This is a genomic window from Flavobacterium collinsii, assembly GCF_902804485.1.
GTDB lineage: Bacteria > Bacteroidota > Bacteroidia > Flavobacteriales > Flavobacteriaceae > Flavobacterium > Flavobacterium collinsii.
In genome coordinates, this window is sequence record NZ_CADCST010000108.1 from 26,194 (window position 1) to 46,306 (window position 20,113).

The 20,113-nt window shown below is 35.8% G+C and carries 23 protein-coding genes; 8 read left to right on the forward strand and 15 right to left on the reverse strand.

What is annotated here, in order from left to right:
- Positions 1–27 precede the first annotated feature (27 nt).
- The 8 genes from FLA105534_RS17715 to FLA105534_RS17750 all read left to right on the forward strand — a co-directional run bounded on the left by FLA105534_RS17715 (position 28) and on the right by FLA105534_RS17750 (position 9,460).
- Entirely contained in the window at positions 28–1,491 is a 1,464-nt protein-coding gene (locus FLA105534_RS17715; RefSeq protein ID WP_173967420.1) for an AAA family ATPase, read from the forward strand.
- Between the two features lie 137 nt (positions 1,492–1,628).
- Entirely contained in the window at positions 1,629–2,222 is a 594-nt protein-coding gene (locus FLA105534_RS17720; protein ID WP_173967421.1) for a 2OG-Fe(II) oxygenase, read from the forward strand.
- Between the two features lie 106 nt (positions 2,223–2,328).
- Positions 2,329–2,769 carry a MarR family winged helix-turn-helix transcriptional regulator gene (locus FLA105534_RS17725; RefSeq protein WP_173967422.1) on the forward strand — a complete coding sequence of 147 codons (441 nt, stop codon included), beginning with the start codon at positions 2,329–2,331 and terminating at the stop codon, positions 2,767–2,769.
- A 1-nt stretch (position 2,770) separates the two neighbouring features.
- Positions 2,771–4,090: a serine hydrolase gene (locus FLA105534_RS17730; RefSeq protein ID WP_173967423.1), complete on the forward strand. Its 1,320-nt coding sequence runs from the start codon at positions 2,771–2,773 to the stop codon at positions 4,088–4,090.
- Between the two features lie 30 nt (positions 4,091–4,120).
- Positions 4,121–4,975, forward strand: coding sequence for a DMT family transporter (locus tag FLA105534_RS17735; protein WP_173967424.1), 855 nt, complete (start codon positions 4,121–4,123; stop codon positions 4,973–4,975).
- Positions 4,976–5,413: 438 nt separating this feature from the next.
- Entirely contained in the window at positions 5,414–6,700 is a 1,287-nt protein-coding gene (locus FLA105534_RS17740) for a Glu/Leu/Phe/Val family dehydrogenase (protein ID WP_246253263.1), read from the forward strand.
- A 168-nt stretch (positions 6,701–6,868) separates the two neighbouring features.
- A complete protein-coding gene (locus FLA105534_RS17745; protein WP_173967425.1) occupies positions 6,869–8,092 on the forward strand; it encodes a sterol desaturase family protein in 1,224 nt (407 codons plus the stop codon).
- Positions 8,093–8,290: 198 nt separating this feature from the next.
- A complete protein-coding gene (locus FLA105534_RS17750) occupies positions 8,291–9,460 on the forward strand; it encodes a hypothetical protein (RefSeq protein WP_173967426.1) in 1,170 nt (389 codons plus the stop codon).
- A gap of 59 nt (positions 9,461–9,519) precedes the next feature.
- Here FLA105534_RS17750 and FLA105534_RS17755 read toward each other — a convergent pair whose 3' ends face one another.
- The 15 genes from FLA105534_RS17755 to FLA105534_RS17825 form a co-directional block, all read right to left on the reverse strand.
- Positions 9,520–9,954, reverse strand: coding sequence for a DUF6526 family protein (locus tag FLA105534_RS17755; protein ID WP_173967427.1), 435 nt, complete (start codon positions 9,952–9,954; stop codon positions 9,520–9,522).
- Positions 9,955–10,103: 149 nt separating this feature from the next.
- On the reverse strand, positions 10,104–10,619 hold the full coding sequence (locus FLA105534_RS17760) for a DNA-deoxyinosine glycosylase (protein ID WP_173967428.1): 516 nt from the start codon (positions 10,617–10,619) through the stop codon (positions 10,104–10,106).
- Between the two features lie 186 nt (positions 10,620–10,805).
- Positions 10,806–12,005, reverse strand: a complete 1,200-nt coding sequence (locus FLA105534_RS17765; RefSeq protein ID WP_173967429.1) for an NAD(P)/FAD-dependent oxidoreductase — start codon at positions 12,003–12,005, stop codon at positions 10,806–10,808.
- Entirely contained in the window at positions 12,002–12,490 is a 489-nt protein-coding gene (locus FLA105534_RS17770; RefSeq protein ID WP_173967430.1) for a low affinity iron permease family protein, read from the reverse strand. The genes FLA105534_RS17765 and FLA105534_RS17770 overlap by 4 nt, the downstream gene beginning before the upstream one ends.
- A gap of 11 nt (positions 12,491–12,501) precedes the next feature.
- Positions 12,502–13,317: an MlaD family protein gene (locus tag FLA105534_RS17775; protein ID WP_173967431.1), complete on the reverse strand. Its 816-nt coding sequence runs from the start codon at positions 13,315–13,317 to the stop codon at positions 12,502–12,504.
- Positions 13,318–13,339: 22 nt separating this feature from the next.
- Complete coding sequence (locus tag FLA105534_RS17780; RefSeq protein ID WP_173967432.1) at positions 13,340–14,119, reverse strand: ABC transporter ATP-binding protein; 780 nt, start codon at positions 14,117–14,119, stop codon at positions 13,340–13,342.
- A 2-nt stretch (positions 14,120–14,121) separates the two neighbouring features.
- Entirely contained in the window at positions 14,122–14,880 is a 759-nt protein-coding gene (locus tag FLA105534_RS17785) for an MlaE family ABC transporter permease (protein ID WP_173967433.1), read from the reverse strand.
- A gap of 251 nt (positions 14,881–15,131) precedes the next feature.
- Positions 15,132–15,605: a DUF1440 domain-containing protein gene (locus tag FLA105534_RS17790; protein ID WP_173967434.1), complete on the reverse strand. Its 474-nt coding sequence runs from the start codon at positions 15,603–15,605 to the stop codon at positions 15,132–15,134.
- 3 nt (positions 15,606–15,608) lie between these two features.
- The gene (locus FLA105534_RS17795) at positions 15,609–16,115 is read right to left on the reverse strand and encodes a DinB family protein (protein ID WP_173967435.1); all 507 of its coding nucleotides are present in this window, start codon (positions 16,113–16,115) and stop codon (positions 15,609–15,611) included.
- A gap of 12 nt (positions 16,116–16,127) precedes the next feature.
- Positions 16,128–16,505 (reverse strand): VOC family protein, encoded by a 378-nt coding sequence (locus tag FLA105534_RS17800; protein WP_173967436.1) that lies wholly within the window; start codon positions 16,503–16,505, stop codon positions 16,128–16,130.
- A 91-nt stretch (positions 16,506–16,596) separates the two neighbouring features.
- Positions 16,597–16,806 carry a hypothetical protein gene (locus tag FLA105534_RS17805; protein WP_173967437.1) on the reverse strand — a complete coding sequence of 70 codons (210 nt, stop codon included), beginning with the start codon at positions 16,804–16,806 and terminating at the stop codon, positions 16,597–16,599.
- A gap of 12 nt (positions 16,807–16,818) precedes the next feature.
- Entirely contained in the window at positions 16,819–17,199 is a 381-nt protein-coding gene (locus FLA105534_RS17810; RefSeq protein ID WP_173967438.1) for a DoxX family protein, read from the reverse strand.
- Positions 17,200–17,503: 304 nt separating this feature from the next.
- The gene (locus FLA105534_RS17815) at positions 17,504–18,250 is read right to left on the reverse strand and encodes a GNAT family N-acetyltransferase (RefSeq protein ID WP_173967439.1); all 747 of its coding nucleotides are present in this window, start codon (positions 18,248–18,250) and stop codon (positions 17,504–17,506) included.
- A gap of 72 nt (positions 18,251–18,322) precedes the next feature.
- Entirely contained in the window at positions 18,323–18,928 is a 606-nt protein-coding gene (locus tag FLA105534_RS17820; RefSeq protein WP_173967440.1) for a Crp/Fnr family transcriptional regulator, read from the reverse strand.
- 327 nt (positions 18,929–19,255) lie between these two features.
- On the reverse strand, positions 19,256–19,708 hold the full coding sequence (locus FLA105534_RS17825; protein ID WP_173967441.1) for a hypothetical protein: 453 nt from the start codon (positions 19,706–19,708) through the stop codon (positions 19,256–19,258).
- Positions 19,709–20,113 lie beyond the last annotated feature (405 nt).

A 20,113-nucleotide genomic window follows, 5' to 3' on the forward strand; every position in this document is an offset into this window, starting at 1 on the left:
AAATCTTTCAATTTTTAAATTAACAAGATGGAAATAAAAAATACAAATACATTAGGTCAGTTAAAAGCCACTGGATATAAGAGCATTAGTATCAAAGATGAATTGAGAAATAACCTTCGGGAGAAAATCAAATCAGGGAAACCAGTTTTTGAAGGCGTTCACGGTTTTGAAAACACAGTGATTCCGGAATTGGAACGCGCTATTTTATCGCGTCACAACATCAATTTATTAGGACTTCGAGGTCAGGCCAAAACACGTTTGGCACGTAAGCTGGTGGAATTGCTCGACGAGTATATTCCGTTTGTTTCAGGATCTGAAATTAACGATGATCCGTTAAATCCAATTTCGCGTTTTGCAAAAGATTTAATTGCTGAAAAAGGTGACGATACTCCAATTTCATGGCTGCACAGAAACGAGCGTTTTTTTGAAAAATTAGCCACGCCTGATGTTACTGTGGCCGATTTAATTGGTGATGTTGATCCCATAAAAGCGGCCAATTTAAAGCTGTCCTATGCAGACGATCGCGTGATTCATTTCGGGATGATCCCAAGAGCAAACCGCTGCATTTTTGTGATTAACGAATTACCTGATTTACAAGCCAGAATTCAGGTGGCACTCTTTAATATTTTGCAGGAAGGTGATATTCAGATTAGAGGTTTTAAATTGAGAATGCCACTGGACATGCAGTTTATCTTTACGGCAAATCCGGAAGATTATACCAATAGAGGGAGCATTGTTACCCCTTTAAAAGACAGGATTGGTTCTCAGATCCTCACGCATTATCCCGAAAGTATTGCCATTGCAAGAGCCATTACAGAGCAGGAAGCAAAACTCGATGAAACACAACATAGATTGGTGTATGTACCGGGTCTTGCCAAAGATATTTTAGAACAAATTAGTTTTGAAGCAAGGGAGAGCGAATATATCGACAACAAAAGTGGTGTAAGTGCAAGAATGAGTATCACGGCCTTTGAGAATTTAATGAGTACGGCAGAACGTCGTGCCTTAAAAGCGGGGGTAGAAAAAACAACTTTGCGTTTGTCCGACTTTGTGGGGATCATTCCAGCAATAACCGGAAAAGTAGAATTGGTTTATGAAGGAGAGCAGGAGGGAGCTGCTGTAGTGGCTCAGAATTTAATAGGCCTAGCAATCCGAACTTTATTTCCGACCCTTTTGCCGAAAATAGAAAAGCTGGAAAAACCCGGAGAAAAAACACCATATTCAGATATAATCGAATGGTTTTTTGCCGAAAGCGGTTTCGAATTGTTAGATGATGCTTCAGACGTGGAGTATCAGAATATTTTAGATGAAGTGACACCGTTAGATGTTTTGCTGAAGAAATATCAACCTCAGTTGGACAAAAAAGATCAGTATTTTATGAAAGAGTTTATTCTGTGGGGATTGGTCGAATATAGAAAACTGAGTAAAGATCGTTTTGCAAAAGGACATCAATTTAAAGATATGTACGGAAGTTATATTAGTAAATTGTAGTTTATACTCTATTTTTTTTACAAGCCCTACAGGTATAAAGAAACTTGTAGGGTTTATTATTTTGTAAAAAGCCCATTACCAGTTTTATTTCATCTACCTTGCTCCGTTGGCTGTATTTGCAGTTTCCCAAAATAAAAATGGAAGATAGTTTCGAAGATTTGATTGCGAGTTATATAGAAAATAAAGTTGGAATATCGGAGCATTTTTTAAGCCCTGAGCTGGCCAATTATTTAAAACAAAATCTAATAGATTTAAATCGTAAAAGTTTATTGCTTGCTGCAGGAATCGGAAACTCAGAAAAGTTGTCTTACGATGGTGCTGTACGCAGTGATTCTATTTACTGGCTGGATAAAAAACACAACAATGTTTTTGAAAATGAGTTTTTTGATAAAATAGATGCTTTTATATTGTATTTGAATAGAAGTTGTTATACAGGAATTACGGGCTACGAATTTCATTATTCTTTATATGAAAGCGGAGATTTTTATCTGAAGCATTTGGATCAGTTTAAAAACAATCCCAGTCGAAAATACTCGATGATCAGCTATCTGAACAGCAATTGGCAGGAAAGTGATGGTGGAGAATTAATGATCCATCAGGAAAATAACAATCAAAAAATTGCACCTACTCAGGGAAAAACTGTTTTCTTTAAAAGTAATGAATTGGTACATGAAGTTCTGGTGACCCAAAACACGAGAATGAGTATCACAGGCTGGTTAAAAAGCGACTAAAATTTTAATCATTAAACCCGACAGGTTAAAAAAAACTTATCGGGTTTAAAGTTTTTTTGAAATTATATTGATATATCAATTATATTTGTATCAAATAAAAAAAAGCATGAAACTCAAAAACCCAACCGGAACAGTACTGTACTCCTTAGAGAAAGCAATAAAAGAATATCGAAGACTGGCACAAAAAAACATTACAGAGGTTGTAAAAGATATTACTGTAGATCAATGTCTGGTTTTAATTATACTAAACGATAATCCGGACATTTCCCAAAACGAATTGGCAAATCTTATATTTAAAGACAGTGCTTCAATTACCAGAATGATCGAATTAATGGTGAAAAAAGAATACATCACCCGCACAATTCATCTTGAGGATAGAAGGAAATTTAATCTGGAGATCACTAAAAAAGGTATAAAAACACTTCAGGAAATAGAACCGGTTATTGAGCTCAACCGGCAAACGGCACTTGAGGGCCTGTCTTTAGAAGAAATAGTATTACTGGATAAAACACTCCATAAAATCATCATTAATTGTAAAAATAAGTAGCATGAAATCAGGATTAACACTAATCGTATTGTTGGTATTTACTTTCGGATATTCACAAAAAGAACTTAGTAAAGCGTTAGAACAATACATGGATGCACAATTTGCTGTTAATAATTTTAGCGGTACGGTATTGGTTTCTAAAAGCGATTCTATACTGTTGAAAAAAGCATATGGTTTTGCAAATTATGAATGGAAAGTAAAAAATGAAACAGATTCAAAATTTAGTTTAGCTTCGGTTTCGAAGCAATTTACTGCTGTCGCTATTTTGCAATTAGCAGAGCATAAAAAACTGTCATTAGACGATCAATTGAGTAAATACTTTGCCGATTTCCCTAAAGGTGATACCATTACTTTGAAGATGATGTTGTCCCACAACTCGGGTTTTCAAATGGATTTTGACGAATTGTACTTGATCAGAACAGATCTCAATAAAGATTCTGTTTGTAGTTATCTGGCAAAAAAACCTTTGCTGTTTGAGCCGGGAACCAGCACAGCCTACAGTAACATTGGATATTATTTATTGGCGCGCATTGTTGAAAAAGTATCGGGACAATCTTATGAAGAGTATTTAAGGCAAAATCTATTCGATAAAGCTAAAATGTACAATTCCGGAGTTTCAGCGAATGATGCCGTTGTCGATAAAATGACTCAGCGGTATTATTTTAAGGATAACAAATTAACTAAAAATCCATACATCAATTGGAGTTTTAATCTTGGTCATGACGGTATATATTCAACTGTTAACGATTTATATTTGTGGAATAAAGCGCTTTTCGATGGTCAGATTTTGCTTTCAGAAGAATCTAAGAAAAAGATGTTTACATCATATAATGAACAGAATTTTGGTTTTGGTGTAATGATTAATCCTGTTTACAATCAGGGACATCAATTAATTGCGCATGATGGCGGTTTCTTTGGGGCAATGACATCCTTTAACAAATTTACTGAGGATAAAGTTTTTATTACTGTTTTATCCAATAACCAGTCAAAATCGTATTATATTGCTTATGGGCTTGCGGGAATATGTTTTGGGAAAGAGGCCGAGCTTCCGTATAAACACATTCAGGTAGCTGGAGACGCAAAGGCTTACGATCAATATATAGGGGAGTATGAAAATATTAAAATTGTAAAAAAAGAGAACAAACTTTATTATGCAGGTTATACCATTGAACTGCTGCCGGAATCACCAACAAAATTCTTTCGCTCAGACAATAACGATACGACATTAGAATTTATTAAAAATCATAAAGGAAAAATTATACAATTAGAAATCAGAAAGGCCGGAATAAAAGAGATTAAAAATAGAACAAAAGGAGTTTAAGCGTTATTTTTGCATTCAAAATATAATCTTATGTTGTTTCTTGTCCTCAGTATATTGTGTAGCGTAATTGTTGGTGTGATTTTTAAAATAACCCGAAAATACCATGCACATCCTACTCAAATTATTGCGTTCAATTATGTTGTTGCCTTAGCACTGTGTTATTTTACATTTAGTCCAAATCTGAATGAAGTTGACGCAACAGCGCCCTGGAGCATTTACATCGCTATTGGAGTTTTGTTACCGGTTGTTTTCTTATTCCTGGTGGCATCCATCAAAAATATGGGAATTGTAAAAACTGACGCAGCCCAACGATTATCACTATTTATTCCAATTTTGGCAGCCTGGCTGATCTTTAGAGAAGAGTTTAATTTTTATAAAGTGATTGGACTGATCGTTGGTTTTTTGGCCCTTTTGCTAATTTTGAGAAAGCAATCGGAAAACTTGGAAAACAAATGGATTTTTCCTGCTGTTGTTTTAGTAGGTTTCGGAGTTATTGATATTCTCTTCAAGCAAATTGCACTTTATACCACTTTACCGTATCCAACTTCTTTATTTGTTGTTTTTTGTATCGCTTTGATGGTCGCGCTTTTAATTTCGATTTATGAAATTGGTGTTAAAAAAGGGGAGTTAGAACCAAAAAGTATTCTTTTTGGTACCTTGGTTGGTATCTTTAATTTTGGAAATATACTGTTCTATTTAAAAGCGCATAAGGCTTTCGCCGAAAATCCATCAACAGTTTTTGCAGGAATGAACATGGGAGTTATCATTTTAGGAAGTCTTGTCGGCTTGGTTTTTTTTAAAGAAAAACTGTCTAAAATTAATTTTATCGGAATCTTTCTGGCTCTAATAGCGATCGTTTTTATTGTTTTTTCTCAATTCAAATAATTTTTATTGACTACAAAATGCTGGTTTACAGTTGTTTTTGTGGTTTTTTGTTATTATTTGAAAATAAACTCTACTAATTCTATAGAATTTATAAAATATTTTTATAGATTTGCAATAACAATGAGAAACTATAGTCAATATACCATCACTTTTTTATGCAGCTTCATGATGTGCAGCATGCAGGATTATGTGATGAAATGGCGTTAATATAGAAAGTACTTGTTATTTTTTTTTTTAGCCTTTCATGCACCATGAAAGGCTTTTTTTAGAACGGTCAAAAAAATTAGTAAAATGAGATCCAATAGAAACACCAACATTAGGATGCGATGCTGTCTTATGAAAATCCCATGTTAAAAAAAGCTTCAATAAACAGTAAAACGCTTTTTAAAAGATTTAAAGTTTAAAATAAAATAACCCCCAATTAAAAGACATATAGTTATGAGTACAGAATTAATAAAACAGAATCCCTTTCAATCGATGATTGATCGTTTTAACATTGCAGCTGACATTCTTAGATTAGACGAATCGATCAGGCAAAAACTTCAGCGTCCGGAGAAACAAATTGTTGTTAATTTTTCGATTACATTAGACAATGGCTCCGAAAAAAACTTTGAAGGTTATCGTGTTATTCACAATACAGCTTTAGGGCCTTCAAAGGGCGGAATTAGATACGATACCGCAGTAAATCTCGATGAGGTAAAGGCATTGGCTGCCTGGATGACCTGGAAATCGGCTGTGACAGGTATTCCGTTTGGAGGTGCAAAGGGCGGAATTATTTGTGATCCGAGAACACTTTCTAAAAGTGAATTAGAGAAAATTACTAGGGCTTATACCAAAGCTTTGTCTGATGTTTTTGGACCGGATAAAGATGTTCCGGCACCGGACATGGGAACTGGCCCTGACGAAATGGGATGGTTAATGGATGAGTTTTCTATCGTTCATGGTAAAACAATTCATGCTGTGGTAACCGGTAAACATTTGCATTCCGGAGGTTCATTGGGCAGAGTAGAAGCAACCGGGAGAGGAGTTAGTATTATAACTTTACTGGCACTTGAAAAATTAAAATTAAGACCTGCGAGATCTAGCGTAGCCATTCAGGGTTTTGGAAATGTGGGATTGCATTCGGCTTTGTTCTTGTTTGAAAAAGGACTAAAAGTTGTTGCGGTTAGTGATGTTTCTGAAGCATTTTACAATCCTGAGGGACTTAATATTCCTGAACTGATTTTGTATTACAACCTGAATAACAAGAGTATTAAAGGATATCCGAACTCGGTTGCCATTAAGCACGAAGATTTATTGTTGTTGGATGTTGACGTATTGATTCCTGCCGCCAAAGAGGATGTAATCACACAAAAGAATGCTCACGATATTCGTGCAAAAATTATTGTGGAGGGCGCCAATGGACCGGTTTCTTCGGATGCCGATAAAATACTGCACGATAATAATGTTTTGGTGGTTCCGGACATTCTGGCCAATGCAGGTGGCGTTACGGTTTCGTATTTTGAATGGCTTCAGAATTCGCTTTTAGAGTCCTGGAGAATTCACCAGATCAATACCCGTTTAGAAGATATACTGGAAAAAGGATTTGAGACTGTTTTTAGAATCGCTTCCAAACACAATGTTACACCACGTATTGCCGCCTATATTATTGCGCTGAAAAAGGTGGCCGATACGCAATCTGTAAAAGAAGTGGCACTGGATACTCCAAAATTTAAGCAGAATTAAAAATTAGATTTTAGCATACAAAGATTGTTTTCATTGATTAATATTATTTTCAAAAGAGAAGGTATTAATTGATGAAAATATCTTTGTTTTAGAGTCGTCGTAATTTGTTTAATAATCTTGTTCGACGGATTTAAGTTTTTTTATGAATTAATAAAGTAATTTTTTAAAATGGAACATATTAATTTTCTAGCTTTCGCAATGCCTGCTTTTTTTCTCTTTCTCTTTTTAGAGTACAAGATTGCACAACGTCGAAAGAGACCGGAAATTTTTAATTATGAAAGTTCAGTTTCAAATATTAGCATCGGTATTGCAGAGCGTTTGATCAATTTATTTATAGCGGCAAGTTTTTACCAATTGTATTATTTGATTTATGATAACTATCGAATTTTTGACATTCCAAGCAATGTTTTTGTGTGGATTGCCTTAATTCTTGCGACCGATTTTGTCTGGTATTGGTACCACAGATTGGGACATGAAGTCAATTTTTTCTGGGCAGCACATATTGTGCATCATCATAGCGAAGAGTTTAATTTTACGGCAGCAGCCAGAATTACAACTTTTCAGGCAGTAATTAGAACAGGATTTTGGTGTGTACTACCATTGCTTGGTTTTCATCCGTCAATGGTCATTACAATGCTGATTGTACATGGAGCTTATTCTTTTTTTACACATACACAGCTTATAGGTAGAATAAAATGGTTGGAGTATGTTTTTGTAACGCCCTCTGTTCATGGTATTCATCATGCTTCTGACGAGAAATATCTGGATAAAAATTATGGTGATATGTTTACCTTTTGGGATCGCCTGTTCGGGACTTTTCAGGAAGAAGAAGAAAAGCCAAAGTACGGTTTAACACATCCGCTCAAGAGCTATAGCTTTTTGTGGCAGCATTTTCATTATTATTTTGAAATCTATGAATTGTGGAAGCGCTCAACAGGATTTAAAGCAAAATGGAAAGCGGTCTTTGGTAGTCCCGCGCATATGGATCAGGACATTCGTCCAACTTTGGAGAAACGTTTTCTGCAGGATAAAGCAAATCCGCATCAGAGACTTAGGTTCAAGAATTATCTCTATATTCAGCTTGGAATCTGTACTTTATTTTTAACGGTTTTTACATATTATTTTGATTGGTTGTACATACCAGATAAAGTTTTTGTGCTTTCAATTATCCTGGTCACCTTGGTGAATTGTGGTGCATTATTGGAACAAAGAAGGTGGATTTATTATCTGGAATACCTGAGAATATTTATGGTAACAACCTACTTTTTATATCAGGAAAATTTACTGTCCTTTTTCTTTATTCCGTTGGCCATTATGATTTTTGCAGAACAGTTATTCTCGTTAAGCACACATTATCAAAACGTTGTTCTTCAATTGGAACGATCAGAATAATAAAGTTTTCGTCAGAGGAGTTTACGGAAGGACTCTTTTTCTGAAATAAAAACAGAGCCTCTAACTACGGTTAAAGGGTCTGTTTTTTTGTATGTTGGATGGAGAGAGCAGAGCCGCAACTTTTTTTCGCGACAGCGTGGAAAAATTTCATTTTTAAATCGGATTGGCTATATTTGAGAGTAAATTCTCAAATACAATATGGATAAGAAATTAAAGCAATTCTTCGTAAAGTCACTTGTAGTGCTGTTGTTGATTCATTTAGGTTATTTTTTATATGGTTTTTTTAAGTTTGAAGGTCTTGCCGCTATCAATACTTACTTTGAATTTTACAGATTCAAATTTTATGATGACGTTTCAATTTCCCATTTTTTTATCAGTGGTTTATTTTTATTTTTCTTCCTGATTTTTTTAGTTAAAAAACATTCGCGAAAGGACTATGCTTTTGCCAACTTGCTAAAAATTGGTTTCCTATTGCTGTTGATTTGTTTTTTGAGTTTTTCCTTTTTTATCAGTTACAGTTTTGGATTGAATGCCAAATTACGAAGTGAATTGTCAGAGCATAAATTCAACAAAGACAAAACGCTATTGAATGTTTTGAATCCGTTTTTATATAATTATACCTCGTACAGTTCTGAGAAATTGTTTAATCCGATTCATATTTTATATCCAAAACCATATCCGGTGATGGAGGAAGTGGATAGTGTTTTGATCTCAAATGGGTATTACAATACACAAAGCAGGTATTATAGTATCGACACTTTAAAAGTGCTGACCAAAGATTTTGATAAAGCTTCGACAGTGACCAATGGAGTTCTGGATGAATTAGGTTTTGATAAAAAAGAACTTAACGGGAGAATTATAGCCAAAAACACCATTAACGACAGTATTGAAATTATCTTTAAAGGCCAAGAAGTGCGCCCTCAGTACGATGAAAGCATTTGCATTTTTCTCAAAAACAAGTCGCTTTTTAAGCCTGTAGTAGGAGTTACACCTGAAAAACAACAGTTTGATGCTGCGGTTAAACGGTATAAGCTGTTGTACAAATACGGGAAAGATTCGTTACAGATAAATTTTCAAAAATTAGATACACTTCTGAAAAAGTATAACATCGAAAGTAATATTGTTCCGAAGCAGCTTACTGCAGATGCTTTTTATTTTAGAGACCATAAAGATGTGGTGCTGAATGCGATTCGAAACAATTTTGACCGAAAAGCATTAACGGAGAAATTTTTAACCCTCGAAAGGCTGTTTTATGAACCCAATTATCTGCATCCGTCAATTATAGCGATCTTTTTTGGTGTGATTGTATCGGTTTGGCTTTTTCTCTTTTTAGTTTACATTTTATTTAATGGGAAAAGAAAGAGCTGAGTTGTGTTGGCGCCTTAAGTCAGGTGAATGAGAGCAGTTAATTTTGATGAATTGCTTTTTTATACCCTGTTGTAATCGGCTCTCCAGTGTACGATGGCTTTTTTAATAGCGTCTCCGCTGAGGTTGTTTTTAAGGGCATCCTGAAGCAGAGGCAGAATTTCGTTATCGGGAGCAAATCTTAACGCAAAGATCTGATCGTCGGTTAGCTTGTATTCAAATTCTTCAAGTCTTTTTCCGGTCAGTGTAAAATAGCGATAGCGAAGTTCCAACCGTACAATTCGGTTTTGAAGCGTTAGAGCATAATGCTGGCGCAGCATATAAGCAAGACAGAATAAAAACACGAAACATGCACTTATAAAAGACCAAATAAGTGTATTTTCGGTGGTGAAAGCAAGATAAATACTGCTTCCTAAAAATAAGACTAAAACCGGATAATAAACAAAATGATGTGGAGTATAAAACCGGATATGATTGTAATAGGTTTGAATTTTCATAATGATATCGTTTTGGTTTTGAATGATATAACAAAGCTACCCTAAAATAGCATAACTTTTTTCAAAAAAATGACTAAGCAACAGATGTTTCTGCTATAATTTAGACCTGAGAAGGTTTTAGAGGTTTTCGATACTTTTAATTAAGTACTTTAATAGGTGTGAAGCCTGTCCGGATTATGGCGTTGTGAGCCAAGGGCAAATCTCCATTCTTCCAATTTAGACTGATAGGTTTTACCTGCATTTGCTGGGCTTGTAGATGGTAATGTGATGAGTTGGTAAGCTTTTTTCAGGGGAACATATTTTTTGAAAAATGCCGCCGCTTTTTGTCCGTTAAAAAGAATAGTGGTGATCTTGGGATGCTGTTGTAAAAACGTTTCAAAATCATTTGCCGTTTCATTTTTTATTGCGCTATCCAGACTTCCCACTCTTTCGCAATGCTGTAAAACATCCCATACGGCAATATTATTTTTTTGCAGCAACGCTTTTCTGATTTCATAATCGTTCGAGAAATCCTCTTTCAAAATGGCAAACATAAATTTCCAGAAATTGTTCTGATTATGTCCGTAATACTGGTTCAGTTCCAGTGATTTTGTTCCGGGCATTGTCCCTAAAATCAAAATAGTAGCCTCTTTGTCGGATAAAGGAGAGAATGAAAAACTTTTCATGAATAGTGCGTTTGTGCTGTAGTAAAGTAAAGACTTTAAACGTTAATTTTAAAGCATTTCATTAAAACTTTGTGAGGAAAGTAACGTTTGCTTTATTTGTGTTCAGCTTCGAATAGTGAGCCTTCAGCATGCAACAAAAAAACTTTGCCACTCTGAACCTTTGCTACTTTGCCCCTCAAAAAAAAGTTATCTCCCAAACCTATAATAATCTAAATCCTGATTTTTGGTATTGTTAATCGAGTCCAGGATCGAGTTCATACCAATGACGCTAAAAGTAATTCCGTTTCCACCAAACCCCAGCACATAATGTTCATTTTTATGGGGATCGGGTTTCCCAAAATAGGGAAGACCGTCTTTTGTTTCTCCAAAAGTTCCGGCCCAGGAATAATCAATTTTAAAATCAATATCCGGAAATTTTCGCTGGAACTTCTTCAATAAAAACTGCTCTTTTTGGGGTAATAATTTATCGCGTTTTACTGGGTCTTTAAACTCTTCATCACCACCACCCATAATGATCCGATTGTCTGATGTGGCTCTAAAATAAAGATAAGGAGAGGAGGTATCCCAAAAAATAGCATTCTTGAATGCTAACGGGAGAACAGGTAGGCTTTCGGATGCAATGACATAGGTACTTTTAAGGTCTACCACTTTTTCTTTAAGGGTTTCGGTACTTTCGTAACCGCTGCAATGTATGATGTGATCTGCGGTAATGCTGTAGTTGTTTTCGGTACTAGCGATCAGTTTCCCGTTTTGTTTTTCTATAGAAATGATGTTGGTTCTGTCCAGGATTTCCATACCTTTTTTTTGACAGTAGATTAGCAAATCATTGGCGAGTTTAAAAGGATCCATCACTGCTGCAGTTTTAGATTCGATCGCTGCGAGGGCATTTAAACCCAGTTTTTCGAGATCCCATTTTTCCAGCCAGTTTACGTCAAATCCATGTTCTTTTCGGGTATTGAATTCAGCTTTTAGGAAGGGGAGATCTTTTTTTAAAGAGCAATAATAAATGCTTTTTTTGAATTCAAACTGACAGTCGCTTTTTATGGCATCAATTATCGTTCGGAGATCAAAAATTGCTTTTTTACCGTTTCTGTAGCTGTCAAGAGCACAGTTTAATCCTCTCATTTCGATGAGTTCGTGTAAGGAAACATCAATTTCATATTGCAGTAAGGCCGTACTAGCAGCGGTACTTCCGTTGCAAATATCACGACGGTCGACGAGTATAATTTTTTTTCCTTCGGTGATTAATTTGTAAGCGATCAGAGCACCGGTTATTCCGCCGCCAATGATTAAAATTGTTTTGTTTTTGTCGGTATCAATAGAAGGATAGCTGTTTTCCATGGCATTCCTGAGAAGCCAGAAAGTTTCGGTCGATCGTAGTTTCATTTTTTAGTGCTATTTGGGGTACTGGGTTTTGTTTTGGTCTTGTCTTTGCGTTGGTGTTGCTCATGTGCTTCTGCAATCGAGTGTGAGTTTCTGATGCTCTTGTCTTTTTTAGCAAGCGCACTAAGATGTTGGTAGTATTTCTGCACAATAATCATTTCTTCTTCCGTCATACTTTCGATATCTACCAGACTGTTGCTTGAATACTCGTTGGAAGCAACCAGTTCGTTTAGCTTTAGCTGAATGGCGAGTGAATCTTTATTTTGCGCTTTCTGAATTAGAAAAACCATCAGAAAAGTAATAATCGTAGTTCCGGTGTTGATGACCAATTGCCAGGTTTCCGAGTAACCGAAAAAAGGTCCTGAAATCGCCCAGACTACTACAATCAAAAAGGCGCTGATAAAAGCGGGAGTACTTCCTGCCGCTTTGGAAACATGGCTGGCAAATTTTTCAAAGGCACTGCTTTTATTTTGCTTTTTCGTTTTCATTGGAGTTTTATTTATGTTTTATCTGCTTTTTTAGCGTCTTCTTCTTTTTGTTTTTCTTGCTTTTGTTTCTCCCCTTTAGCTTTTTCTTCTTTCTCTTTGTTGGCTTTTTCCTGTTGTTCTTCTTTTTTCTCTTTGGCTTCCTCTTTCTGTTTTTCCTTTTCTTTCTCTTTTTTTCTAAAGTATCCTCTTAGTAGGAAATTGCTTTTTGCGGCTTCCATGTTATCGCTAAAACCTTTCGTACCGCTTTCCAGATTAGAAAGGGTATTTGAGACACTATTGGCCATTTTATCATCGCGGACTAATCTTGCCAAAGCACCGTTTCCGTTGTTCATGCTATGACTGAAAATGGCAAGTTCGTTGGATATAACACCTACATTGTCGACGCTTTTTTTGACACTTTTCATGATGTCCTGCATTTCAATTCCGTCGATTGAAGCAATAGCACCATTGTTTTCAATAGCTTTTTGTGACTTTACACCGGGAGAAATAGTCAGGACTTTGTCGCCCATTAAACCGTCCGAACCAATACTGGCGCGGGCATCTGTTTTGATGAATTCCCGAACATCGTCTTTAATGACCATCGAAACCACCACAGACGAGTCGTTAATCAGTCTGATTTCTTCGACAGTACCGATATTAATTCCCGAAAAGCGAACATTGTTGCCCACTTCTAAGCCGCTCACGGTTTTAAATCGGGAGCTAATGTGAAAGGTGGAGCCAAAAAGATTTTTTTGTTTCCCTATAAAGTAAATGGCCATTATAAAAAGCAGCAATCCAATTGCTACAAACATTCCTAATTTCCAGGTATATCCAGATTGTTTATCCATGATTTCTACTATTTATTTTGTGTTATTCAAAAAATGAGCGCACCCATTCGTCTTCGTCTTTTTCCAGTTCTTCATAAGTTCCTTCGGCATGTATGATGCCATCTTTCAAAACCATAATCCGGTCGGCGGTAAGTTTTGCACAGGCCATATCGTGGGTAATAATGATCGAGGTCGTTTTGCGTTTGTGTTTGATGTCCAGAATTAATTCGCTTATTTCACGTGAGGTAATGGTATCTAATCCGGTTGTGGGTTCGTCGTATAAAATGATTTCCGGTTTTAAGATTAAGGTTCTGGCCAAGCCGATTCTTTTTTGCATTCCACCCGATAATTCAGATGGCATTTTATCGATGGCATCACTCAGACCTACGTTATCCAGAGCCTCTATGACTTCATGCTCCACTTCTTCGGGTGTTAAATCTCTTTTGTGTTTTTGTAAAGTGAAAGCCAGATTTTCACGTACCGACATAGAATCGTATAAAGCTCCACTTTGAAATAAAAAACCAATTCGGACTCTAATTTTATTTAGTTCCGGTTTTGTGAGGTTCAGCACATTTTCGTCAAACACTTTTATTTCGCCCTGATCTGGAGTTATTAGCCCCACTATGCATTTTATGGTGACTGATTTTCCGGAGCCGGAGCGTCCAAGAATCACTAAATCTTCTCCTTTATTCACCGTTAGATTTATACCTTGCAAAACGGTATTATCTGTGCCAAAAGTCTTGTGTAAATCCTTGATCTCAATGATCGGAGTTTTGCTTTTTACTTTTGTTGCAGTGGCTTTATTTTCTTTTTCTTTAATCATCTTTAAAAGAATAAATCGGTTATTTGAACGGCAACCATATCCAGAATAAAAATGGTCAAAGAGGCCGTTACAACTGCTGAATTTGCTGCTTTGCCCACGCTCTCAGTTCCGTTAGAGGCATTAAATCCTTTAAAACATCCAATCATTCCGATAAAAAATCCGAAGAAGAACGTTTTAATTGTGGCGGGAATGAGGTCTAAATATTCCAATGACTGTAAAATTTGAGTCAGATAGCGATAAAAATTAACATCACCATGAATATTGATTCCAACGAAACCACCAAGTATCCCTACCACATCTGCGAAAATGACTAAGATGGGAACCATTAGTGTGCAGGCTAAAATTCGGGTCACAACCAGATAGTTGTATGGATTAATGGCAGAAACTTCCATCGCGTCAATCTGCTCTGTGACTTTCATTGAGCCTAGTTCGGCACCAATTCCTGAGGAGATTTTTCCGGCGCAGATCAAAGCAGTAATTACAGGAGCAATTTCTCTTATTAGCGAAAGAGCTACCATTCCGGGTAACCATGATTCGGCCCCAAAATTAACCAGGGTTGGACGTGATTGCAGCGTGAGGACCAGCCCCATAATAAAACCGGTTATGGCCACCAAAGGCAATGATTTATAGCCAATGGCATAACATTGCTTGATAAACTCTCTGGCCTCATAAGGAGGAACAAAAACCTCCTTAAAAAACTGCTTTGCAAACAAAGTTGCATTTCCTATTTCGGTGAATGTATTTTTTAAAGTGAGAATCAAAATGTTATGTTTTAAGAATTAAATCAAAAATCAGGTGATACAAATTTTTAAAAGGCTGATTTCCTTTTTAGTATCAAAGTTTAAAGTTACCGGATTACTGAAGTATAAATCTTACACAACTTTTTTGGAAGTTTATATAATTAACATTGTATGAGGGAAATAAAAGTAGAAAAGTTACGTTAGGGGGATAAAACAAAAAAATCCCTTTGTGTAAAAAGGGATTTTTGACGTTTTGAGTTTCAGGTTCATCATTAGGACTGTGTCTGAAAACTATAATATTTTCGGGTTATAAATGCGATGGGAAGTCCGATACAGAACATCAGGATCAACATGGATAAGAATAACGGGAAATCTAAGTGTTTTTCGGGAAGCACCGGAAAGGCGATAGGCAGCACAATTAAATTCATAATGATCCAGACGAATATTCCATAGAGGAATCCGGAAACAACTGCGCTTTTTTTGAGAAAGGGCAGATATGGATAAATGATAAAATAAAACCAGGCGAAGCTTAGTGCAATTAAGTAATGGAATCCAAGACCGAAGAGGGCCATTATCGAGCCTCCACTGTAGGCTTCTTTTTTAAAAATGCCGCTTGCTATGGATTGCAGCAGTTTTATTGCAGTGGTTTTTTGAAGTATAAAAGCATAAACTGTAATTGCTGCCGTCACGTCCAATGTTCCGGCAACGAGCCAGGCGGTTAAAATGGTTTTGGTTTTGGATTTCATAGGTTAGTTTTTTACAACATTATAAATATTCTTCAATTGATTTAAATGTCTTTTGGCATGCACGTTACAAAAAATTAGTAATTCGTAGATCGTTAAATTTCCAATACCCGGTATTTCAAAACCCATACAGGTAAGTGTTAAATCATAATTTTCGGCAATATCCTGCATTTCTTTTTCAATTCTTTGAAGACTTGAAATCAGCTCGGTTTTATCATATTCGCGGTTTTCCGGATATATAAAATCAGGTGAGTTGTACTTCGTACTGAAATCGAGAAATATCCCTTGAAGCGCAGGAATTTTTTCATCATAGTTTGCAGCTAGTTTTTGGGTATTAGCCTCGCAAACCTGATGCAGCCCAGATGTTGCTTTTATAATATGGCGGGCAACCTGTCCGGCTGTCCAGCTACCTTCAAAGGGTATTTGATTGACTTCGCTTTGTGTAAAAAGAGAAACAGTGTCGGAAAATTGCCCGAAAGTAGTGGTGATGTCTTGTTTTAATTCTGTTTTCATAATTTTTTTGTTTTATGCTATTATAGAAGTGATCCACCAGACATTGCCAAACGGGTCAGTAACACCACAGGTTCTTCCATACTCTTTATTACTGACTCCCATTACGCTCGTGGCACCATTTTCTAATGCTTTTTTATAAGTTTCATCGACATTCGGGACATAGACAAATAGGTTGGCGGTTTGTCTGGACCAGTCTTCAACTACGTCTGTAACCATAATAGTACTTCCTGTTATGATAATTTCGGCATGCATAACCGTTCCGTCTTCGCGTAGTACATGATCGGAAGAAGTTGTTGCATCAAAGACTTTTTGGGTAAATTCTATAAATTGTGATGCGCCATTTAAAATTAAATAAGGCATGATGGTCTGATGTCCGGCCGGTAGATTCATTTGGTAAGATTTGAAGGTTGATAGTGTTTCAAATTTACAAATTTTATTTTCAAAACTTTATAAATCAGTTGTTTGTGGGGTTTTTTTTAATTTATAAAAGAACTTCACAATGATAACCATAGGAATCAAGAAGTTCTATTATTCTTTGATTAGAAATAGACGATCCATGTATGCGTAAAATTTTATCGCAGTCTTCCAAATCAAAATTAATACGACTGTCAGGAAAATGTTCAAGAAGTCTTCCCACAATCAAAAGAGACTGTTCTACTTCCTGAACATTTGTTTTATAAACTTCTATCATCACGCTGAACGTTTATAAAGCGATATTTTTGTAACGTTCTATTTTATGATAATAGATGTAAGAGATCGCCAGAATTACTAAAAAGATCAAAGGAAAGAAGGCCTGGAAATTGATACCGTCTACTGCAGCATGACTTATGGAAGCAAATATAAAGTCAAAACCGAAACCGGCATAAGCCCATTCTTTTACATTCTTTGGAATCGATGGTATCACGAGTACCAAAACGCCAAGAATTTTAAAAACAACTAAGGCATTTCCAAAATATTCAGGATATCCTAAATGTTTGATTCCTTCTTTAGCCAATTCGGTTTGTGAAGTTAAAGCCGGCATAACGCCTTCGAATAAAAAGATAATAATAGTGGTAATCCAAAAAATAATTTTCGCTTTTTTCATGGGGTTGTTTTTAAAAGGTTGTTAATTAATTCATTACAAACTTACGATTCTTATCTTTTAGTAGGAATACACATTTACGACTATTTTAGGGGCATTTGGGACAGAGAGGGGGATTTATGATTTTAGAGTTTAGATTTATGATTTTAGATTTATGATTTTAGATTTTAGAGCCAAGAGTCAAGAGAATAGATTTTGAAACTTGACTCTTGGATCTTGGCTCTTTCTTCTTTACTCTATATTCTTTACTCTATATTCTTTACTCTATATTCTTTACTCTATATTCTTTACTCTTGAAACCTGAAACTTAAAACTTGAAATTTGCTCCCAAAACATAGTTTTTAATGACAAATAAGTCTTCGAAACCTAATCTCGTGTAAATATCTTTTCCCATGGCAGAAGCTTGTAACTGTGCGTAATCAGCATTTAAAGCGATGGATAGATTTAACGCATATTTCATGATTTCTTCAGCAAAACCTTTTCGGCGCATTTCCGGAATGACACCAACGCCATGAATTCCAACCACATTTTCGGTCTGGAATAGCATAAATGTTTCGATGGGCTCTTGGTCTAAAGAAACCAGATAGAACTGAACATCGTGATGATTGTGAATCAGGATTTCTTTACTAATTACATAACCAAAAGCATAGGGATACAAATCTGCCCATATTTTAGCATCCTGTTTGGTAGAAACTCTTTTAAAATTGAGCTGGTTTTGTAGTGAAAATTGCTGATCTAATTTTAATGCCATCGCAACCTGCTCGCTTTTTAATGTGAAACCATGGGCATCCAGTATTTCATATGATTTTGTTCCGTAGATATCCCAATAAGCGAAAGCTAATTCTAAATTGGTCTGCATGGTTTTAGTAATTTCGCCGATGTCATTTTTAGAGATATCTTTTCGAAACCACAATTTATTAGGCCAGCCTGAATTTTCGACTTTGCTATATTCAAAAAGAGGAGTTGTATGGTAGGATAGGAAAGAAGTACTAACCGTTTTCCACATTCCGGTAAGATTATTTATGTTGTCTTCGATTAAGTTTATATTTTTCATTTTAATGGTAGTTATAAGAATTTAAGACAAAGGTACTTCCGGTCTTTATGAGAAACCTTTACATATGTTGATTTACAAATCTTTTTCGAGATTTTTTCTGATACGGCTTAGCTGAGTAGGAGTAATTCCTAAATGCGAGGCAATATGAAGCAACGGAATCCGGTCTGAAATATCAGGATGGCTGGATAAAAGGTGCAGATATCGTTCGGTGGCATTTTCCATTACTAGTGCTATTTCCCGTTGTTCTTTTTCGATCACCCAGTTTTTTTCTAAGTACGCGATGTAATAATTTTTCAGATCATTGTGCTGGTCGATGAGCGCTCTGTATTTTTTGTAGTTAAGCCGAATCAAGGTAGAATCCTCCAGTGCTTCTATGGTAAAATGAGATGGAGTTTGTTGCAACAAAGAAGCCTTTGAACCTGCAAAATGGCCTTCTAGAAAGATATTTTTGTTATAGAGATTTCCGGCTGCATCTGTGATAAAAGCCCGTAAAGCGCCTTTGATTATAAAATGTATCTCTTTTGCAATTTGCCCGCTCTGTAATAAAATCTCTCCTTTTTTGACGGATTGAATTTCGGCGATGTCCTTGATTAATTTCCAGGAAGTATCCGAAATCGGAGCGTAGCTTTCGAATTTTATTTTTAAATCGTTGAGGTACTTATTTTGATTGATTGACATTTTGATTGAAGTTTTACCTACCAAAAATAAGGAAATATTACGGATTATATAGTACGCGGATGACGCGGATTCGCTATCGCGAAGACACGGATTGACGCGGATTTTTTTATTTTTATTTTTGTCATTTTGAGGAACGAGGCTCGAGCGATAGCAAACAGGAGAAGCAAGTCACAATTATGAATCGACAAAGATTAGCGGAGTTACTTGTGTGATCCTTCCTTCGTCAGGACGACAAGAATGTGCGTAATCATTGTGAGAAAAAAAACCGCTAAAAAACGTAAAAGTTATTTAGCGGTTTGATGGAATAAGTTCTTCACATTTTAGAGTTTAATCGGCGTAGTGATAAATACTTTTTTTAATCGTGTCTTTTATTTTTTCGAGCGTTACTTCAGTCACACCACCTTCATAATTCATACTAATAAGGACTTTATCTTTAGAGATGTCATAATCAATTGAGATTAATCCGTTTTTATTTACGGGTACAGATTTGCTTTCGTTGGGGATTGTATTTAAAAAATAAACAGATTCTTCAACCTCTTTATTTTTGATAATATTCTGATAGACCTGAGCAAGATCCGTACCTTTTAGGATACATTCTCTTCCGGCACCCATTTCTACTTCGATATCCTTACAATCTTCTTTTTTCTCTTCTGTTTCTTTTTTTACAGTAGAATTTGTGTTTACCGTTTCTTTTGTCGCTTTTACTTCTTTTTCTGAATTGTTTTCTTTACAGCTTGTAAATAGTAATGCTAAAATTGCAAGGCATGCGATTCTTTTCATGGGTTTTAATGTATTGATTAAGAGATTTATTTTATTTCTTATTAATATTCTTCATTGCCTGGAACCATTTTTTGAAGGCTTGACAATATCAAAAGTAAGGAAATATTACGGATTATAGGGTACGCGGATGAGACGGATTCGCTATCGTGAAGACACGGATTGACGCGGATTTTTTCTCACAATAGTGACTCACAATCTTTTATGCGCAATCTTGTCATCCTGACGAAGGAAGGATCACACGCGAGATTCGACAAAGATTGGCGACATTCTGTACGGAGTTACTTGTGTGATCCTTCCTTCGTCAGGATTGTAAAAGTTACTTATTTCGGTAACGGATTTATCATTTCAATTGGCTTTTTTCCATCAATTCCCTGATGTGGTCTTTCATGATTATAATAGTATAAA

Excerpts from the sequence above, each read along its gene's own strand:
- FLA105534_RS17815 (WP_173967439.1), bottom strand. The coding sequence starts at position 18,250 with ATGAAAAATATAAACTTAATCGAAGACAACATAAATAATCTTACCGGA.
- FLA105534_RS17740 (WP_246253263.1), top strand. The coding sequence starts at position 5,414 with ATGAGTACAGAATTAATAAAACAGAATCCCTTTCAATCGATGATTGAT.
- FLA105534_RS17805 (WP_173967437.1), bottom strand. The coding sequence starts at position 16,806 with ATGATAGAAGTTTATAAAACAAATGTTCAGGAAGTAGAACAGTCTCTT.
- FLA105534_RS17775 (WP_173967431.1), bottom strand. The coding sequence starts at position 13,317 with ATGGATAAACAATCTGGATATACCTGGAAATTAGGAATGTTTGTAGCA.
- FLA105534_RS17735 (WP_173967424.1), top strand. The coding sequence starts at position 4,121 with ATGTTGTTTCTTGTCCTCAGTATATTGTGTAGCGTAATTGTTGGTGTG.
- FLA105534_RS17715 (WP_173967420.1), top strand. The coding sequence starts at position 28 with ATGGAAATAAAAAATACAAATACATTAGGTCAGTTAAAAGCCACTGGA.
- FLA105534_RS17780 (WP_173967432.1), bottom strand. The coding sequence starts at position 14,119 with ATGATTAAAGAAAAAGAAAATAAAGCCACTGCAACAAAAGTAAAAAGC.
- FLA105534_RS17810 (WP_173967438.1), bottom strand. The coding sequence starts at position 17,199 with ATGAAAAAAGCGAAAATTATTTTTTGGATTACCACTATTATTATCTTT.
- FLA105534_RS17820 (WP_173967440.1), bottom strand. The coding sequence starts at position 18,928 with ATGTCAATCAATCAAAATAAGTACCTCAACGATTTAAAAATAAAATTC.
- FLA105534_RS17790 (WP_173967434.1), bottom strand. The coding sequence starts at position 15,605 with ATGAAATCCAAAACCAAAACCATTTTAACCGCCTGGCTCGTTGCCGGA.
- FLA105534_RS17795 (WP_173967435.1), bottom strand. The coding sequence starts at position 16,115 with ATGAAAACAGAATTAAAACAAGACATCACCACTACTTTCGGGCAATTT.
- FLA105534_RS17765 (WP_173967429.1), bottom strand. The coding sequence starts at position 12,005 with ATGAAACTACGATCGACCGAAACTTTCTGGCTTCTCAGGAATGCCATG.
- FLA105534_RS17755 (WP_173967427.1), bottom strand. The coding sequence starts at position 9,954 with ATGAAAATTCAAACCTATTACAATCATATCCGGTTTTATACTCCACAT.
- FLA105534_RS17760 (WP_173967428.1), bottom strand. The coding sequence starts at position 10,619 with ATGAAAAGTTTTTCATTCTCTCCTTTATCCGACAAAGAGGCTACTATT.
- FLA105534_RS17800 (WP_173967436.1), bottom strand. The coding sequence starts at position 16,505 with ATGAATCTACCGGCCGGACATCAGACCATCATGCCTTATTTAATTTTA.
- FLA105534_RS17770 (WP_173967430.1), bottom strand. The coding sequence starts at position 12,490 with ATGAAAACGAAAAAGCAAAATAAAAGCAGTGCCTTTGAAAAATTTGCC.
- FLA105534_RS17825 (WP_173967441.1), bottom strand. The coding sequence starts at position 19,708 with ATGAAAAGAATCGCATGCCTTGCAATTTTAGCATTACTATTTACAAGC.
- FLA105534_RS17720 (WP_173967421.1), top strand. The coding sequence starts at position 1,629 with ATGGAAGATAGTTTCGAAGATTTGATTGCGAGTTATATAGAAAATAAA.
- FLA105534_RS17730 (WP_173967423.1), top strand. The coding sequence starts at position 2,771 with ATGAAATCAGGATTAACACTAATCGTATTGTTGGTATTTACTTTCGGA.
- FLA105534_RS17745 (WP_173967425.1), top strand. The coding sequence starts at position 6,869 with ATGGAACATATTAATTTTCTAGCTTTCGCAATGCCTGCTTTTTTTCTC.
- FLA105534_RS17725 (WP_173967422.1), top strand. The coding sequence starts at position 2,329 with ATGAAACTCAAAAACCCAACCGGAACAGTACTGTACTCCTTAGAGAAA.
- FLA105534_RS17750 (WP_173967426.1), top strand. The coding sequence starts at position 8,291 with ATGGATAAGAAATTAAAGCAATTCTTCGTAAAGTCACTTGTAGTGCTG.